Genomic DNA, 16,044 nt, shown 5'->3' with positions numbered 1-16,044 from the left:
GGAGGCGGGGTGGTGGCCGCGAGTGATCGGGTATTGGCAACGGGTGTTGCCATGCCCTATATTTGGACACAGGCGTTGCCAAAATGAAGGATCGACGATTTCTCCCGCACCACAAGGAAAATCCGCTCCGGCCGCCTGGTCGAGCAGCCCGCACGCTCCCGGCTCATGTCAAAGGAGACCCGCCGATGCCTGAGCGCACCGTCGCCGTCAACGGCGTCGAGCTGCACGTCGTGGAGGAGGGCGCCGGTCCGCCGGTGATCTTCGCGCACGGCTTCCCGGAACTCGCCTACTCGTGGCGCCACCAGCTGCCCGCCATCGCCGCCGCCGGGTACCGCGCGGTGGCACCGGACCAGCGCGGATACGGCCGCTCCGGCAAGCCGGACGACATCGCCGCCTACGACATCCGGCACCTGGCGGGCGACCTCATCGCGCTGCTCGACGACCTCGGGGAGCAGCGGGCCGTGTTCGTCGGCCACGACTGGGGATCGATGGTGGTGTGGCAGACGGCGCTGCTGCACCCGGACCGCGTCGCCGGGGTGTGCGGGATGAGCGTGCCGTTCTCGCCGCGACCGCCGCGTCCGCCGACGGAGTTGTGGCGGGAGGCGTTCCGCGATCAGTTCTTCTACATCCTGCACTTCCAGGAGCCCGGAGTCGCCGACGCGGAACTGGCCGCGGACCCGGCGGTGACGATGCGCAGGCTGCTCTGCGGTGTCCGCGTGGAGCCGGGGGCGGAATCGGGTCTGGTCTCCGCCGACGACGGGCGCGACTTCCTCGACCGCTTCCCGGAACCCGACGGCCTGCCCGCGTGGCTGAGCCAGGCCGAACTCGACCACTACGCCGCGGAGTTCGCCCGCACCGGATTCACCGGCGGGCTGAACTGGTACCGCAACTTCGACCGCAACTGGGAGATCACCCCCGAGCTGGCCGGTGCGAAGGTGCAGGTGCCGAGCGCGTTCATCGGCGGCGAGCTCGATCCGGTGCTCGTCGGCGCGCCATCGTCCACTCAGGGCGGGTGGCTCACCCGGCACCAGGGCGACGTGCTGGTGCCCGACGCGGGCCACTGGGTGCAGCAGGAGAAACCGGACGAGGTGAACGCGGCGCTGCTGGCGTTCCTCGACTTCGTCGCCGAGCAGGAGCGCGCATGAAACCCATGAACTTCGGCGTCTTCTACGCCCCCTTCCACCCGACCGGCCAGGACCCGACGCTGGCGCTGGAGTACGACCTGCGGCGCGTCGAAGCGCTCGACGAGTACGGGTTCGACGAGGCGTGGTTCGGCGAACACCACTCCGGCGGCTACGAGATCATCGGCTGCCCGGAGATCTTCATCGCCGCCGCCGCGCAGCGCACCCGGCACATCAAGCTCGGCACCGGCGTGGTGTCGCTGCCGTACCACCACCCTTGGCTGCTGGCCGACCGGCTGGTGCTGCTCGACCACCTCACCCGCGGCCGGTTGATCTTCGGGGCCGGACCCGGCGCGCTGCCCACCGACGCCGCAATCCTCGGCATCGACCCCGTCGAGCAGCGCCGCATGATGGCCGAGTCGCTGGAGGCCGTCCTCGCGCTGTTCACCGAGGACGGGCCGATCACCCGCCGCACCGACTGGTTCGAGATGAACGAGGCGCGGCTCCAGCTGCGGCCCTACTCGTGGCCGCACCCGGAGGTCGCGGTGGCGGCGATGGTCTCGCCGTCCGGTCCGAGGCTGGCCGGTCTGCACGGCACCTCGCTGCTGTCGCTGTCGATGTCCGCCCTCGCCGACGGCTTCGCCGCGATCGGACGAGCCTGGGGCGTCGTCGAGGAGGAGGCGGAGAGAGCAGGCCGTCCCGCGCCGGACCGGGCGAGCTGGCGGGTGCTGGGCGCGATGCACCTGGCCGAGACCAAGGAGCAGGCCATCGCCGACTGCGCCTACGGGTTGCCGGAGTTCGGCGCGTACTTCGGCGGTGGCGCCGGATTCGTGCCGCTGGCCCAGCAGGTCGACGGCGAGCCGCAGTCCCGCCACGAGTACGCGGCGGCCTACGCGGAATCCGACAGCGTGGTCATCGGCACCCCGGACGACGCCATCGCGCACATCGAGGTGCTGCTCGACCAGTCCGGCGGGTTCGGCACGTTCCTGCTGCTGGGCCACGACTGGGCATCGCCGGAACGCACGCTCAACTCGTACCGGCTGTTCGCCCAGCACGTCCTGCCGCACTTCAAGGGCAGGCTCAGCGCGCCGCGGGCCTCGCACGAGTGGGCCACCGGCAAGCGCGAGGAGCTGTTCGGCCGGGCGGGCGAGGCGATCGGCAACGCGATCAAGTCGCACGCCGCCGAGCAGGAGCGACCCTGATGCGCGCCGCGGTGCTCAACTCGGGCCGGGTCCTCGTGCGCGACGACGTCGCCGAACCGCGGCCGGACCTCGGGCAGGTGCTGGTGCGGGTGCGGGCCTGCGGGATCTGCGGCTCGGACCTGCACTTCGCCCGGCACGGCGCGGAGATGCTCGCGCTGGGCCGCGAGATGAGCGGCCTGCCGTTCGAATCCGACGAGGTGGAACTGCACCGCGATGTCCACATGGGACACGAGTTCGCGGCCGAGGTGCTGGAAGTCGGGCCGGGCGCCGAGACCGCGGTGCGCCCGGGTGACCTGGTCACGTCGTTCCCCGTGCTGCTCTCGGAGAACGGGCCGGTGCCGATCGTGTACTCGAACACCGTGCACGGCGGCTACGGCGAGCGGATGCTGCTGTCGGCGCCGCTGGTGCTCCCGGTCCCCAACGGGCTGCCCGCGCACCACGCCGCGCTCACCGAGCCGATGGCCGTCGGGCTGCACGCGGTGAACCTCGCCGCACCCACCGACGAAGGCGCCGTCGTGCTCGGCTGCGGGCCGGTCGGTCTCGCCGTGATCGCCGCGCTGCGCACCCGCGGCGTCGCGCCGGTCGTCGCCGCGGACTTCTCCCCGGCGCGGCGCCTCCTCGCCGAACGCCTCGGCGCCCACCACGTGGTCGATCCCGCGACCGAGACCGGATGGGCGGCGTGGCGCCGGGTCGGCGGGGACCGGCGGCTCGTCGTGTTCGAGGCCGTCGGCGTGCCCGGTGTGCTCAACGACGTGCTGCGCCACGCGCCCGCCGGATCCCAGGTCGTCGTGGTGGGCGTGTGCATGGGCGATGACGTGATCAACCCCTACTTCGCCATCACCAAGCAGCTCGCCGTCCGGTTCGCCTTCGGCTACGAACCCGCGGAGTTCGCGGAGTCGTTGCGGGCGATCGCCGCCGGGGACGTCGACGTCGCCCCGCTGGTGACCGCGCGGGTCGGGCTGGACGACGTGCCGTGGGCGTTCGACGCCCTCGGCGATCCCGAAGAACACTGCAAGATCATCGTGGAGCCGTGAAGCAATGACGAACTGGACCGCGCTCGCCACCGACCTGGCGGCGGAATTCGCCGAACGGGCGGCCGAGGTCGACCGCACCGGCCGATTTCCGGTCGAGAACCTGGAGCGCCTCCGGGAGACCGGATACCTGACCATCGCGGTGCCCGCGGAGTTCGGCGGTGGTGGCGCGGACCTCGCCACGGTCGCCGAATGCCAGCGGATCCTCGCTGGCGGCTGCGCCTCGACGGCGCTGGCAGCGAACATGCACGTGTTCGGCCTGGGCTCGGCCGCCGAGAGCTGGGCCGCCGGCGACCCGGCCACCGAGCCGATCTTCCGGATGGTGGCGGGAGGCACCATCGTCGGTGGCAGCCTCACCGACGCCGCCACCGGGCTCAACGTGCGCACCTCGTCGACCCCGGCGAAGCGCACCGACGGCGGCTACGTGATCAGCGGGCGCAAGTCGTTCTGCTCGCTGGCTCCGGTGCTCGGCTTCTTCTGGGGGACCGCCGCCGACACCGAGACCGGCGAGCTGCTGCTGTTCGGGCTGCAGCGCGACGCTCCGGGCCTGAACTTCGTGGACACCTGGGACACGATGGCGATGCGCGGCACCGGCTCGTGGGACGTCAAGTTCGACGACGTGTTCGTCCCCGACGCCGCCGTGCAGCGCGGTCGCAAACCGAGCGATCCGGCGGTGTGGGACGAGGTGCAGGAGCGGGGCTTCGCGTGGTTCGCGTTCACCGTCGCGTCGATCTACCTGGGCGTGGCGCGGGCCGCGGTGCGGTTCGCCTTCGACTACGTCACGAACCGGACCGTCACCGGGGCGAGCCTGCCGATGGCGCGCCAGCCCGCCCAAGTGTTCAACGCCAGCCGGATCGAGCTGCTGCTGCGACCGGCGGAGGCGCTGGTCTCCGACGGGCTGCGCAGGCGCGCGGCGGGCGAGGTGCTCGCGCCCGCCGACCTCAACACCCTCAAGTACGTGGCGGTGAACGCCGCGGACGAGGCGGTGGACCAGTGTGTGCGGATGGTCGGCGGGCACGGCATCTTCCGGAAGCTGCCGCTGGAACGCTTCTACCGCGACGTGCGGGCCGGGCAGTTCCACCCGCCGAACAACGACGTGGCGCTGGAGACGATCGGCAAGAGCGCGCTCGGCATCGACCCGCTCGCCGAACCCCGCTGGCCTACGGACTGACCCGGTCGCCGGCGAGCAGCTCGGGCGCGTAGGCCAGCAGCAGCCGCAGCGCGCTGATCGGGGCGGCCACCGGGTCGGGCACCGCGACATCACGTGCGAGGTGCCCGCCCCGGTAGGTCGGTTCGGAGATCGTGACGTCGGTGAACCAGCGCAGGAAGTCCGCCGGGGGCAGCGGCAGCCCGACCGTCCCGCGCAGCGCCTCGTTCAGCGCGAGCAGCGCGGTCTGCGGGTTGCGCAGCAACCACCGGTAGAACTCGGAGAAGTCGTAGATCTGCTGGTCCACCCTGCTCGCCACCGCGCCGTGGGCCGCCGCCAAGCGCACGCCGTGCTCGGTGGAGGCCTGCTCGGCGTTGCCCCACGCCGGGTCGTGCACCCACCGCTCGGTGAGCTCGCCGCGGTGCAGGCGGCGCAGGTAGTCGGCCCACAGCTCGGACCCGGGATTGCCGAAGTCGTCCTCGGAGCGGCCCAGGGCGATGGCCGCGCCGCGCTCGACGCCCTCCAGGATCCCCGCGTCCACATAGGACACCCAGGTGCCGGGTTCGCCGAAGCCGTTCTCGGCGAAGAACCGGATGATCCCCTCGATGTTGCGCCAGTGCCGGAACCCGGGGATGTACTCGGCGGCGATCTCGTCCTGGATCGCGCGCACGAACACCAGCCGCTCGCTCAACGGCAACCGGTCCAGTTCCAGCGCCGAGCAGTCCAGCGTCGCCGCGCAGGACTCCCCGTCGCGGGTGGGCGTCGCGCTCGCCGGCGGGCAGCCGAGCGCGATCAAGGTGGGGACGAGCAGCAGCAGGGCCGCGCCGCGCAGGCGGTCGAGTCGGGGTCGCACCGTGGTCCTCCCGGAAGGCGGAAAGCGATCACGGCCAGTCCAGCAGGCGCGCGGCCGATCACCGCCCTGCCGGCGCCGAACCCACCCGATCGGATGATCGCGGCGGCCGGAACACGATCTCCGGCGGAGGTCGTAGAGTCGGACGCATGGTCCAGCACGGCGACCGCTCGGTGATCGCGACGAATCGCCGGGCGCGGCACCACTACACGATCGTCGACACCTACGAGGCCGGGCTCGTCCTGGTCGGCACCGAGGTGAAGAGCCTGCGGCTCGGCCGCGCCTCGCTGGCGGAGGCCTTCGCCACCGTCGACGGCGGGGAGGTGTGGCTGCGCAACCTGCACATCGCCGAGTACTGGCACGGCAGCTGGACCAACCACACACCGCGCCGCACTCGCAAGATGCTGCTGCACGCCAAGGAGATCCGAAGCCTGAACGTGCGCGCCAGGGAGACCGGGTTCGCGCTGGTCCCGCTGTCGATGTACTTCAGCGACGGCTGGGTCAAGGTCGAGCTCGCGCTGGCCCGCGGCAAGAAGAACTGGGACAAGCGCCGCGACATCGCGGCCCGCGACGCGGAACGCGAGATGGCCCGCGGCATCGGCTGGCAGCTCAAGGGCCGCCCGGCGGAGAAGGGCCGGCGCAGACCACCGGAGGACCCGGTGCTGCGCTACAGCCCGTAGGGCCCGCCGTTGTCACGGCGGCCTTCGGTTCTGGGGCTCGTCGGCGGAGCCGCCGAGCAGTGACCACCTGCGCGGATCGACCACCGGCGGGTTCTCAGCGGTTCCTCGCGAGGACGGCGATGTCCCTCGTGGCGGCGCCACTCGGATGATCGGTCCCGCAGCGAGGAAACCGCTGAGGTTCCGCTACCTGACCCGCTGCGCAAGTCGTTCAGGGAGGGACCGCTCAGTCCTCGTCCGGCTTGGCGTGGTTGGGGACGCCGGGGTTGGGGTCGCGGGACAGGTCGATCAAGGGATCGATGCCGGCGCCCTCGGGGGCGGCGTGGTCGGCGACGCCGGGGTTCGGGTCGCGGGACGGGTCGATCAACGGGTCGGGCTCGCTCATGCCGTGGCCTCCTCTGGTTCCGGTTCTTCAACGGGTGCCGCCTGGCGGACGGCACGGTGCCCAGGATGCCTGGTCCCGCACCGGGTGTGAGCACCGGGGAGGGCGCGACGTGCACCCAGGGTGATCGGGCGATGACCCGATCGATCCGCGAAGTGGGCATTAAGATCAACTGATCGGTTCGGCACGGAAGGAGCCAGGTGTCCGCGGAGGAGTACCTGCCAGCCCTGGAAGAGGAGATGCGCGAGCTGGGGCGCCGCACGCGGTTGCGCACCCGCGAGCTCGCCCGCGCGGTGCACCCCCGGCTCGACCCGACCGCCTACCCGCTGGTCGTCCTGCTGTCGAAGGAGGGGGCGATGCGCATGTCGGCCCTCGCCGGTGCGCTGTCGCTGGACAAGTCCACCGTGAGCAGGCAGGTCGACGCCGTCGTGCGGATCGGCCTCGCCGAGCGGGTGCCCGACCCCAGCGACGCCCGCGCCCGCCTCGTCGTGCTCACCGAGGAGGGCAGCGCGAAGGTCGCCGAGCAGCTCGACGACCAAGCGCGGCGGTGGCGCGAGGCGCTGGGCGGCTGGAACCCCGACGACATCGCCGAGCTCACCCGCCTCCTGCACCGCCTCGGCGAGGCGGAACTCTGAGCGGTCCTCGTTCAGCGGCGGCGTGCGGGCAGGACGAGGACGAGTGCCAGCACGACCAGGAGACCGAGGCTGAGCACGTTGAGCACTTGGTCCCGCAAGCCGTACATGTGCAGCATCGTCAGGTGGTAGCCGAGGTGCAGAACGTCGAACACCAGCCACGACGCACCCGCGACGCGCACGAGCACCCCGTCGGCGATCCGCCAGAGCGCGAGCGCGCTGAGCACCGCCAGCGCCAGGAACATCGCACCGGTGTCCTTCGCGAGGTGCTCGTTGTACGGGCCGAGCTGGGGCAGCCAGCTCAGGCCGAAGCCGGGGAACGACCGGTGCCAGGACAGCGGGGCGACATACGCCCAGCAACCGCTGTAGACGGCGATCAGCGCCAGCGCCGCCAGGCTGGTGCGGTCGACGGCGACCTTCGTTCGGGTGCCGCGTTCGGGCCGTGCTTCGTTCGACATGGTCGGTGTCCTTCCCGGTTTTCGTTGATCGGTTTCCGGTTCGCGAGCCGCGGTGCCGAGGACGGGCGGAGGACCGGCCGTTGCACGTCCCCGGGGAGTTCGGGCCGTCCGGCTCGTCCGCCGTGCCGCGCTCTGATGACGAGAGCGACGCCGCAGGTGTGACAAGGCTTCTGCGGGTCCGCTCGGGGTGGTGACTCCGATCACCTCCTGTCACATCGGGCGCGGGCCGCCTCGTCCCCGACTCGACGCCGGTGAGCACCGGCCGAGGGCGGGAGGAGGAGCCGATGAAGATCGCGGTCGTGGGAGGCACCGGGTTGGTGGGGCGCCTGGTCGTGGCGGAGTTGCTGGCCGCGGCGCACGAGCCGGTGGTGCTGGCGCGTTCGCGGGGCGTGGACCTGATGACGGGCACCGGGCTGGACGAGGAGCTGTCCGGTTGTCGCGCGGTGATCGACGTGAGCAACGTGGTCACGGTCCGGAAGCGGGCCTCGGTCGACTTCTTCGCCCGCGCGAGCGAGAACCTGCTGGCGGCGGCGCGGCGATCGGGTGTGCGGCACGTGGTCGCGTTGTCGATCGTGGGCTGCGACGTCGTCGATTTCGGCTACTACTACGGCAAGCGCGCTCAAGAGGAGGTCGTCGCGGGCGGGGACGTACCGTGGACGATCTTGCGCGCCACGCAGTTCTTCGAGTTCCCGGCGCCGTTGCTCGCGAACCGCTCGCCCGTCGCGGTGGTGCCGCGGATGCTGTCGCAACCGGTGGCGGCAGCGGAGGTGGCGGCGGCCTTGGTCGCGCACGCCGAGCAGGAAGCGGCGGGCCGCGCGCCGGAGCTGGCCGGGCCCGAGCGGATGGACGTCGTCGACATGGCACGCCGCCTGGTCGGGGCGCGCGGTCTGCGCAAGCTCGTGCTGCCGGTCTCCGCGCCCGGGAGGGTCGGCGTCGACATGCGCGGTGGCGGGCTGCTGCCGCGCGGGGAGCACGTCCGGGGGCGGCAGACCTTCGATCGGTACCTGGCCGATGTCCGGGCCGCCGCCGGGAGCTGAGGAGTCGTTCGTGCGGAGGCTTCCTCGTTGCGGGGGCGAGCGAGCCGCCGCGCGTTCCGGACGGGGACTGGTTGCACGATGCAACGGATCGCGTATGGTTGAAGGTATCAACCATTGCCCGCGGGTCACCGTGCAGCGGTGGCGGTCTGGAGGGGCCGTCGGGCGGTCCAGGTTGACTCCCACGACGTTCCCCACAGGAGACCACCCGTGCCCAACGCGGACGCGCCCGTACCGGAGTCCACGGCCGAGGAGAGCGGCCGGATGACGCAACCCCAGATCATCAAGGCGCTCACCGGGATGCTGCTGGCGATGATGACGGCCCTGCTGTCGTCGACCATCGTCTCCACCGCGCTGCCCACGATCATCACCGAGCTGCGCGGGAGCCAGGACCAGTACACCTGGGTGGTCACCGCGACCCTGCTCGCCTCCACGGCGAGCACCCCGATCTGGGGCAAGCTCGCCGACCTGTTCAGCAAGAAGCTGCTGGTGCAGGTCTCGATCGGTATCTTCACCGCCGGTTCCGTCGCGGCAGGCCTCGCGCAGTCCGTCGACACGCTGATCGCGTGGCGTGCGCTGCAAGGACTCGGGCTCGGCGGCCTGCAATCCCTGGTGATGATCGTGGTCGCGGCCATGATCAGCCCGCGGGAACGCGGCAAGTACACCGGCCCCATCGCCGCGGTCATGTCGGTGGCCACCGTCGCCGGGCCGCTGCTGGGCGGCTTCATCGTGGACACGAGCTGGCTCGGCTGGCGGTGGTGCTTCTTCATCGGGGTGCCGCTGGCGGTGGTCGCCCTGATCGTCGTGCAGCGCACCCTCGACCTGCCCGTCATCAAGCGGCAGGTGCGGGTCGACTACCTCGGCGCGGCCCTCATCGCGGGCGGGGTGTGCGCGCTGCTGATCTGGGTGACGCTCGGCGGCAAGCAGTTCGCCTGGGGATCGGGCACGTCCTGGGGGCTGGCCGGGTTCGGCGCGGTGCTGCTGGCGCTGGCCGTCGCGGTGGAGGCGCGGGTACCGGAGCCGATCATCCCGCTGCGCCTGTTCCGGGACCGCACCACCGTGCTGGCCACCATCGCGAGCATCGCCGTCGGCATCGCCATGTTCGGCGGTGCGGTGTTCCTCGGGCAGTACTTCCAGATCGCCCGCGGCTACAGCCCCACCGCGGCCGGGCTGCTGACGCTGCCGATGGTGATCGGATCGATGCTCTCCTCGGCCGGGTCCGGCGCGCTGATCACTCGTTTCGGCCGTTGGAAGGGCTACCTGGGCGCAGGCGGGGTGTTCACGGTCGTCGGATTCGGTCTGCTGGGCACGATCACCGAGAGCACGAGCATGGTGCTGCTCGGCTGCTACCTTTTCCTGCTCGGCTGCGGCATGGGCATGATGATGCAGAACCTGGTGCTGGCCGTGCAGAACACCGTCGCCCCGTCGGACTTGGGGGCGGCGAGCTCCACGGTGACGTTCTTCCGCTCGCTCGGCGGCACCGTCGGTGTGTCGGTGCTGGGCGCGGTGCTGGCGACCGAGGTGAGCGACCGGATCGCGCAGGGGCTGGCCGCGATCGGCGTCCACGTCCCCGCGGGCGGCGACTCGGCCGGTGTGGGGCTGGGCAGCCTCAACCAGCTTCCGCCCGCGCTGGCCGACATCGTGCGCGGCGCCTACGGCAACGGCACCGCCACCATCTTCGTGGTGGCCGCGGTGCTGGGCGCGGTGTCGCTGATCGCCGTGCTCGGCATCAAGGAGATCCCGCTGCAGACCGAAAGCGGCCTCGAACGCCAGCGGTCCCGGGAGGAGGCCGCGGTCTGAGCCGGCGCCCTGGGCACGACGGCGCGGTGATCGCTGGTGAGGTTCGTTACTGAGCGAAGTTTCAAGATCGGGATTACCCAGGTCACGCCTGCTCTCCGGCACTGGAAGGGGGAATCCGACCGTCCATCGGGTGGTTGTCGTCACCTCCGGTGATCACTACTTTGGGTGAATGGCTGGTGATCAAGACAGGTGGCGGGCGCTCGGTGTGGACGTGGAGCTCCCGAGCGCGGCGCGCGTGTACGACGCGTACCTCGGCGGAGCGCACAACTTCGCGGCGGACCGGGCGTTCGTGGCCCAGGCCAAGGAGAAGCTGCCGCACATCGCCGACGTGGCGCGGTGGAACCGCACCTTCCTGCGCCGCGCGGTGCAGACCATGGCCGAAGAGGGCATCGACCAGTTCCTCGACATCGGCGCCGGCCTGCCCACCGTGGGCAACACGCACGAGATCGCCCACCAGGTGAATCCGGACGCGCGCGTGCTCTACGCGGACAACGAGCCGGTGGCGGTCGTGCAGACCAAGGAGCTGCTCGACGCGGTGCCCGGAACCGACGTGGTGCAGGGGGACTTCCTCGAACCCGGGGCCATCCTCGCGGCACCGGCCACGAGGGAACTGCTCGACTTCAGCCGCCCGATCGGCGTGCTCGCGGTGGCGCTGCTGCACTTCATCCCGCGCGACCAGCATCCGGAAGCCGCGCTGGAGCAGTACAAGGACGCGCTCCCCCCCGGTAGCAGGCTCGCGATCAGCCACGCCACCGTCGACGGCGTCTCGGAACCCGTCCGGTCGCAGACGCTGGACTTCATCGACTCCTACAAGGACACCCAGAACCCCGGCTTCACCGCCCGCGACGAACTGGAGTTCCGCCGCTTCTTCACCGGCTGGGAACTGCTCGACCCCGGTGTCGCGTTCACCTCGGAATGGCGCTCCGACCTGACCGAGGTGGACGAGTTCGCCGCGGAGAACCCGCAGAACGCCGTCTGCTTCGCCGCGGTGGCGCGCAAGCCGTAGCCGGGTGCCGCGGAACGAATCGCGGAGTCGGACGGGGCCGCGCCCCAGCGGCGTTGAACGGGGCGCGGACCGGAGAGCGCAGCCGTGCCGCGGAGGGACTCCTCGTCCCTCCGCGGCACCCGGCCGGGGTCAATGGATCTCACGCTGGTCCCGCCGCGGTGATCGCACTCGACGGTGGTCGTCGACCCGCATTTTCACGACTTGCGAAGGGCGGCTTCATTTGTCGGAGCGCTCGCTGCCGTGCGAACACCGCACCCGGCTAGCCGGCCTACTGGGCGATGACGCATCCGGCCGCGACGAAACCACTGGCCCCGTTCCAATTCACAGGTACCCAGTAGTTGTTCTCCTGGTTGGTGCAGTCGATGTAGACCTCACCTTGGACGTTGTGCTCGGACGTGTGCGGCACGACACCGCCCTTGGGAATGATGCCGAGCGCCTCCGTCGACGTTCCCGGGCCTCGGCGCACCGTCACGTCGTCGATGGCGGTTTTGACGCTGCGGACTTCGCTCGGAGCGGCCTGGTGAGCTCCCCCCACTGTCACGGCGGGGCCTGCCGAGGCCGGAACTGCAGCCGTGATTCCAGCGGTCAGCGCTGCGGCACCGGCAGCGACGGAAGTGAGTAGCATCCTCATTCGCATTGTTCTCAGCAACCTCGGAGTAGACGTTCCACTGCTCTGAACGTGAACACCGTAGGTTTGGATCAGCGAGCTGAAATGCGGGTTGATCAAAGATGCGGAGTGGCGTTCATCACGACTCCGCCCGGTTGGTCCGGTGCCCCGCGTTGCTCCTCCGTGGACCGGAGATGACCTCCGTTGACGGCGCTGCGGCGGAACTTTCCCAGTTCGAGGTGCCCTCGGGCTTACGTCAGTTCACGACCCGGCCAAATGTCTTTTGTGGACAGTTGCATATCGCCGGGTGCTTTGAGCGGCCACCTGTGTTGCTGCGGAACCGTAACTGCTCCCGTGCGGGCGGTGAATCGTCATCCTCAGCTGCGGGAGGAGCCGGGACGAGTTCGCCGCGGAGAACCCGCGCAACGCCGTCTGCTTCGCCGCGGTGGCGCGCACGCCCTGGGGAGGCCGCGGGACGATGCGCGGAGTCGGACGGGGCCGCGCCCCAGCGGCGTTGATGAGACGCGGACCGGAGAGCGCGGCCGTGCCGCGGAGGGGCTCCTCGTCCCTCCGCGGCACGGCTGGTCTCAGCGAACCTCGACGCGCGACGCGGAGGCGGTCCGGCCGTCGAACTCGCCCTCGGCGGTGACGTGGTCGCCCACCTGGAGGGCCTCCGGCGCGACGACCTGGCCGCCCTTGATCACGACGGTGTCCGCACCCGCGAGCCACCAGGTGCCCTCGGGGCCGAACTGGAACGTGGTGAACCGCCCTTCCGGCGTCTCGACCTGGCCGACCTGGGAGATCGTGCCGGTCTCGGCGATGACGTCCTGAGGCGCCGCGGCCGGGGCCTGCTCGGCGGACGCGGAGGTCGGCGCGGCGGGCGCGGCCTGCGCCGCGGCGCCGAAGGCCAGCGCGGGGATCAGGGCGATTCCGGCGATCGCGGAGGCGCGTCGGAGAGTGGTGAGCCGCATGGGATTTCCTTTCCTCGTGGAAGCTGACCCACTCAGGTTGACCGGTCGATCTTGGTGAAGTCGGAGCGAATCTGGGAGATTCCTGGGAGCCGCGGCCCGTTCCTCCCGGACGGACCGGCGGCGGCGGACCGGCGCGGGTGCTTCTCCGGGAGAATTCCCAGAACTTCCCCGAGATCACTCCGAATCGGCAGCCGACGGCAGCAGGACCCGGACCCGCGTGCCCGCCCCGGGAGCGGTGTCGAGCTCGACCCGCCCGCCGTGGGCCTCCACCAGCGAGCGCACGATCGCCAGGCCCAGCCCGGATCCGCCGCTGGAGCGGTTGCGGGAGTCGTCTGCCCGGTAGAACCGCTGGAACACCCGCTCCGCCTGTTCGGCGGCGAGTCCGGGGCCGTCGTCGGCGACCTCCAGCACCGCGCCCGCCTCCACCGCGCCGACTCCGATCCGCACCGGCGTGCCCTGCGGCGTGTGGCGGACCGCGTTGCCGACGAGGTTCGTCACGACCTGCCGCAGCCGCTCCTCGTCGGCCAGCGCGGGCGCGGCGGCGGGAGGGCCGCCGCCCGGACCGGTGAGCTCGGCCGTCCGGGTCGGATCGAGCGCGTGCACGTCGTGCAGCGCGTCGGCGGCCAGCGTTCGCAGGTCCATGGGGGCGAGCTGCAACGGGATCTGCTCGTCGAGCCGCGCCAGCAGCAGCAGGTCCTCGACGAGGCGCTCCAGCCGGTCGGACTCCTTCTCGATCCGGGACATCGCATCCACGCCCTCGGGCAGCGCGCCCATCCGGTGCAGCTTGCTGAACCCCTTGATCCCCGCGAGCGGGGTGCGCAGCTCGTGGCTCGCGTCCGCGACGAAGCGGCGCATCCGCGCCTCCGACTCGCTGCGCGCGGCGAACGCGGCCTCGTTCTGGCCGAGCATCGCGTTCAGCGCCCGCGACAGCCGCCCGATCTCGGTGCCAGGCCCGCCCGACTCCGGCACCCGGCTGCCCAGGTCGCCCGCCGCGACGGCGGCCGAGGTCTCCTCGATCCGCCGCAGTGGTCGCAGCCCTGCGCGCATCGCGAACCACCCGGCCAGCGCCAGCACGGTCAGCAGCGCGGCGGCGGTGCCCGCGGAGATCGCGCGGAGCTGGCCCACGGTGTCGTCCACCTCAGCCCGGGAGATCGCGGTCACCGCCATCCCGTCCGGGCGGGGCAGCGCAAGGAGGCGCCAGCGCTCCGGACCCGACCGGCTCGGCACGTCGACCGGTCGCTCGGCGGTGGGGAGCCCCCGGAGTTCGGGCCGTGCCGTCGGAAGCCCGGCAGCCCGGCGCTCCTCGGCGATCGTCCCGTCCGCGCCGAGCCGCGCGGTGTACAAGGTGGAGCCGGGCAGCGCGAAGTTGTCCCGCACCACGACCGTGCCCTGCCCGACCGTGCCTGGATGGGTCGCACCAGGTTCGGGCACCTTGTAGATCTGCGCTCCGGCCCCCGCGACCGCCACCAGCTGCGCGTCGAGCTTGCCGACCAGGTTGCGCTCCAGCGAGCCGATCACCACGGCGCTGCCGATCGCCAGCCCAGCGGCGAGCAGGCCGACCGCGATCAGCAGCACGCGAGCGCGCAACGACAGCCGGGCCATCATGAGCGCGGTCCGCGCAGCACGTAGCCCACCCCGTGCACCGTGTGGATCAGCTTCGGCTCGGCGGTGTCCACCTTGCGCCGCAGGTAGCTGATGTAGGTGTCCACGATGCTCGGGTCGCCGCCGAAGTCGTACTGCCACACCTCGTCGAGGATCTGCCGCTTCGACACCACCTGCCCGGAGTTGCGCACCAGGTAGACCAGCAGCCGGAACTCGGTGGGGGACAACCGGATCGGCTCCCCGCCGCGCAGCACTTGGTGGCTGTCCGGGTCGACCTCCAGGTCCGCGACGGTCATCGCGCCCGAGGTCGCAGCGTGCCCGGAACGACGCAGCACCGCGTGGATTCGGGCGATCAGCTCCTCCGGGTCGAAGGGCTTGGTCACGTAGTCGTCACCGCCCAACGTCAGCCCCTGCACCTTGTCCCGAGGAGCATCGCGAGCGGTGAGGAACAGGACCGGCACTTGCCCGCCGCGCTCCTCCCGCAGGCGCCGCAGCACCTCGAAGCCGTCCACGTCCGGCAGCATCACGTCCAGCAGCACCAGGTCGGGGCGCTCGCCCACCGCCGCCCGCACCGCCTCGGCCCCGGTCGCGGCGGCCGTCACCCGGAACCCCGCGAACCGCAACGTCGCCGCCAGCAGCTCCCGCACCGTCGGCTCGTCGTCCACCACCAGCAAACTCCGCGACCCCATACCGCCCTCGCCCTTCGCCCTGATCTTCCGCGACCCAGATTAGGCATGTCCGCGGCGTGGGCGGTGCCTCGCCTGGCCGGAGGGCGAAGACCGGCGTGCGCGGGTCGGCGGCGGGGTGCGGTTCGAGTGGGGACCGGTCGGCGCGGAACGTCTCACGGCGGACGTCGCCTGCCTGGTGGCGGTCGACGTGCTCTCGTTCACGACGTCGGCCGTAGCGGTCGAATCGGGCACTGCTGTTCTGCCGTAACGGTGGGGGATGGGGCCGTTGCGCGATGAACGTGCGGTTCACCGCGAAGCGTCGAAAATCCGTCGCGGCCGTGCTCGTCGCCCGCTACGGTTCGGGCAGGTTCGCGCTGGGGGAGCTCGTGCGACGTGGTTCCGAGCTGAGAGCGGGTTTCGTCGATGGCGTGTCGGATCAGTGAGCTCGTGCTCGGTTGCCACGACCCGGAGGTGCTGGCGCGGTTCTGGTGCGAGGTCCTGGACTTCGTCGTGCTCGACCGCGAGGGCGACGAGATGGTGGAGATCGGCCCGCGCGAGGGGTTCGGCGGCGCGCAGCCGACGATCATCCTCAGTCGCCGGGAGCGGCCGGAGCCGGGCAAACCCCGGCTGCACATCGACGTCAACGCCACCGACCGCGATCACGAGGCCGAACTCGAACGCCTCCTGGCGCTCGGTGCGCGACCGGCCGACATCGGCCAGAGCGGCGAGGAACCCTGGCACGTCCTCGCCGACCCGGAGGCCAACGAGTTCTGCCTCCTGCGGGCCCGGATTCCTCAGCTCTGACGCTCGGGAGTCCTCGCGGAACGACCGCTGAACGTCTTGCCAGCGCCTCCGC

General features: G+C 71.4%; 17 protein-coding genes. 10 read left to right on the top strand and 7 right to left on the bottom strand.

Annotated elements, in window-relative coordinates; all coding sequences use genetic code 11:
- Nucleotides 1-185: 185 nt before the first annotated feature.
- From OOZ19_RS09810 to OOZ19_RS09795, 4 genes are read left to right on the top strand one after another with little or no spacing between them, the layout of a single operon-like run.
- Nucleotides 186-1,145, top strand: a complete 960-nt coding sequence (locus tag OOZ19_RS09810; RefSeq protein ID WP_266089742.1) for an alpha/beta fold hydrolase — start codon at nt 186-188, stop codon at nt 1,143-1,145.
- Nucleotides 1,142-2,323 (top strand): LLM class flavin-dependent oxidoreductase, encoded by a 1,182-nt coding sequence (locus OOZ19_RS09805; protein ID WP_266089741.1) that lies wholly within the window; start codon nt 1,142-1,144, stop codon nt 2,321-2,323. The genes OOZ19_RS09810 and OOZ19_RS09805 overlap by 4 nt, the downstream gene beginning before the upstream one ends.
- Nucleotides 2,323-3,357 (top strand): zinc-binding dehydrogenase, encoded by a 1,035-nt coding sequence (locus tag OOZ19_RS09800; protein ID WP_266089740.1) that lies wholly within the window; start codon nt 2,323-2,325, stop codon nt 3,355-3,357. Before OOZ19_RS09805 ends, OOZ19_RS09800 begins: the two co-directional genes overlap by 1 nt.
- Nucleotides 3,358-3,361: 4 nt before the next feature.
- Nucleotides 3,362-4,525: an acyl-CoA dehydrogenase family protein gene (locus OOZ19_RS09795; protein WP_266089739.1), complete on the top strand. Its 1,164-nt coding sequence runs from the start codon at nt 3,362-3,364 to the stop codon at nt 4,523-4,525.
- Here OOZ19_RS09795 and OOZ19_RS09790 read toward each other — a convergent pair.
- Complete coding sequence (locus tag OOZ19_RS09790) at nt 4,515-5,354, bottom strand: hypothetical protein (protein ID WP_266089738.1); 840 nt, start codon at nt 5,352-5,354, stop codon at nt 4,515-4,517. The genes OOZ19_RS09795 and OOZ19_RS09790 overlap by 11 nt on opposite strands.
- Before the next feature lie 146 nt (nt 5,355-5,500).
- Here OOZ19_RS09790 and smpB point away from each other — a divergent pair, with 146 nt between their 5' ends.
- Entirely contained in the window at nt 5,501-6,031 is a 531-nt protein-coding gene (smpB, locus tag OOZ19_RS09785) for an SsrA-binding protein SmpB (protein ID WP_266089737.1), read from the top strand.
- A gap of 223 nt (nt 6,032-6,254) precedes the next feature.
- On the opposite strand, the gene OOZ19_RS09780 is transcribed toward smpB, so the two are convergent.
- Nucleotides 6,255-6,413: a hypothetical protein gene (locus tag OOZ19_RS09780; RefSeq protein WP_266089736.1), complete on the bottom strand. Its 159-nt coding sequence runs from the start codon at nt 6,411-6,413 to the stop codon at nt 6,255-6,257.
- A 197-nt stretch (nt 6,414-6,610) separates the two neighbouring features.
- Between OOZ19_RS09780 and OOZ19_RS09775 the strand changes: the two genes are divergently transcribed.
- Nucleotides 6,611-7,045 carry a MarR family winged helix-turn-helix transcriptional regulator gene (locus OOZ19_RS09775; protein WP_266089735.1) on the top strand — a complete coding sequence of 145 codons (435 nt, stop codon included), beginning with the start codon at nt 6,611-6,613 and terminating at the stop codon, nt 7,043-7,045.
- Between the two features lie 11 nt (nt 7,046-7,056).
- Here OOZ19_RS09775 and OOZ19_RS09770 read toward each other — a convergent pair whose 3' ends face one another.
- The gene (locus OOZ19_RS09770) at nt 7,057-7,500 is read right to left on the bottom strand and encodes a hypothetical protein (protein ID WP_266089734.1); all 444 of its coding nucleotides are present in this window, start codon (nt 7,498-7,500) and stop codon (nt 7,057-7,059) included.
- A gap of 284 nt (nt 7,501-7,784) precedes the next feature.
- On the opposite strand from OOZ19_RS09770, the gene OOZ19_RS09765 reads away from it, so the two are divergent.
- The 3 genes from OOZ19_RS09765 to OOZ19_RS09755 all read left to right on the top strand — a co-directional run bounded on the left by OOZ19_RS09765 (nt 7,785) and on the right by OOZ19_RS09755 (nt 11,340).
- Entirely contained in the window at nt 7,785-8,537 is a 753-nt protein-coding gene (locus OOZ19_RS09765; protein ID WP_266089733.1) for an SDR family oxidoreductase, read from the top strand.
- 207 nt (nt 8,538-8,744) lie between these two features.
- Nucleotides 8,745-10,334 (top strand): MDR family MFS transporter, encoded by a 1,590-nt coding sequence (locus OOZ19_RS09760; protein ID WP_266089732.1) that lies wholly within the window; start codon nt 8,745-8,747, stop codon nt 10,332-10,334.
- Nucleotides 10,335-10,503: 169 nt separating this feature from the next.
- Entirely contained in the window at nt 10,504-11,340 is an 837-nt protein-coding gene (locus OOZ19_RS09755) for an SAM-dependent methyltransferase (protein ID WP_266089731.1), read from the top strand.
- Nucleotides 11,341-11,608: 268 nt separating this feature from the next.
- Here the strand turns inward: OOZ19_RS09755 and OOZ19_RS09750 are convergent, their stop codons facing one another.
- From OOZ19_RS09750 to OOZ19_RS09735, 4 genes are all read right to left on the bottom strand, one after another.
- Nucleotides 11,609-11,881: an SH3 domain-containing protein gene (locus tag OOZ19_RS09750; protein WP_266089730.1), complete on the bottom strand. Its 273-nt coding sequence runs from the start codon at nt 11,879-11,881 to the stop codon at nt 11,609-11,611.
- Between the two features lie 653 nt (nt 11,882-12,534).
- Nucleotides 12,535-12,918 (bottom strand): hypothetical protein, encoded by a 384-nt coding sequence (locus OOZ19_RS09745; protein ID WP_266089729.1) that lies wholly within the window; start codon nt 12,916-12,918, stop codon nt 12,535-12,537.
- Between the two features lie 174 nt (nt 12,919-13,092).
- On the bottom strand, nt 13,093-14,523 hold the full coding sequence (locus tag OOZ19_RS09740; RefSeq protein WP_266089728.1) for a sensor histidine kinase: 1,431 nt from the start codon (nt 14,521-14,523) through the stop codon (nt 13,093-13,095).
- Complete coding sequence (locus tag OOZ19_RS09735) at nt 14,520-15,209, bottom strand: response regulator transcription factor (protein ID WP_266089727.1); 690 nt, start codon at nt 15,207-15,209, stop codon at nt 14,520-14,522. Before OOZ19_RS09735 ends, OOZ19_RS09740 begins: the two co-directional genes overlap by 4 nt.
- Before the next feature lie 402 nt (nt 15,210-15,611).
- Between OOZ19_RS09735 and OOZ19_RS09730 the strand changes: the two genes are divergently transcribed.
- Nucleotides 15,612-15,992 carry a VOC family protein gene (locus OOZ19_RS09730; RefSeq protein ID WP_266089726.1) on the top strand — a complete coding sequence of 127 codons (381 nt, stop codon included), beginning with the start codon at nt 15,612-15,614 and terminating at the stop codon, nt 15,990-15,992.
- The last annotated feature ends 52 nt before the right edge of the window (nt 15,993-16,044 follow it).

It is taken from the genome of Saccharopolyspora sp. NFXS83, assembly GCF_026241095.1.
Lineage (GTDB): Bacteria > Actinomycetota > Actinomycetes > Mycobacteriales > Pseudonocardiaceae > Saccharopolyspora_C.
This window is presented reverse-complemented; position numbering and strand designations above follow the sequence as displayed.

What these genes read in the sequence shown, in the direction of transcription:
- smpB (WP_266089737.1), top strand. Translation starts at nt 5,501, where the DNA reads ATGGTCCAGCACGGCGACCGCTCGGTGATCGCGACGAATCGCCGGGCG.
- OOZ19_RS09800 (WP_266089740.1), top strand. Translation starts at nt 2,323, where the DNA reads ATGCGCGCCGCGGTGCTCAACTCGGGCCGGGTCCTCGTGCGCGACGAC.
- OOZ19_RS09740 (WP_266089728.1), bottom strand. Translation starts at nt 14,523, where the DNA reads ATGATGGCCCGGCTGTCGTTGCGCGCTCGCGTGCTGCTGATCGCGGTC.
- OOZ19_RS09745 (WP_266089729.1), bottom strand. Translation starts at nt 12,918, where the DNA reads ATGCGGCTCACCACTCTCCGACGCGCCTCCGCGATCGCCGGAATCGCC.
- OOZ19_RS09770 (WP_266089734.1), bottom strand. Translation starts at nt 7,500, where the DNA reads ATGTCGAACGAAGCACGGCCCGAACGCGGCACCCGAACGAAGGTCGCC.
- OOZ19_RS09805 (WP_266089741.1), top strand. Translation starts at nt 1,142, where the DNA reads ATGAAACCCATGAACTTCGGCGTCTTCTACGCCCCCTTCCACCCGACC.
- OOZ19_RS09765 (WP_266089733.1), top strand. Translation starts at nt 7,785, where the DNA reads ATGAAGATCGCGGTCGTGGGAGGCACCGGGTTGGTGGGGCGCCTGGTC.
- OOZ19_RS09730 (WP_266089726.1), top strand. Translation starts at nt 15,612, where the DNA reads ATGGCGTGTCGGATCAGTGAGCTCGTGCTCGGTTGCCACGACCCGGAG.
- OOZ19_RS09755 (WP_266089731.1), top strand. Translation starts at nt 10,504, where the DNA reads ATGGCTGGTGATCAAGACAGGTGGCGGGCGCTCGGTGTGGACGTGGAG.
- OOZ19_RS09795 (WP_266089739.1), top strand. Translation starts at nt 3,362, where the DNA reads ATGACGAACTGGACCGCGCTCGCCACCGACCTGGCGGCGGAATTCGCC.
- OOZ19_RS09810 (WP_266089742.1), top strand. Translation starts at nt 186, where the DNA reads ATGCCTGAGCGCACCGTCGCCGTCAACGGCGTCGAGCTGCACGTCGTG.
- OOZ19_RS09735 (WP_266089727.1), bottom strand. Translation starts at nt 15,209, where the DNA reads ATGGGGTCGCGGAGTTTGCTGGTGGTGGACGACGAGCCGACGGTGCGG.
- OOZ19_RS09780 (WP_266089736.1), bottom strand. Translation starts at nt 6,413, where the DNA reads ATGAGCGAGCCCGACCCGTTGATCGACCCGTCCCGCGACCCGAACCCC.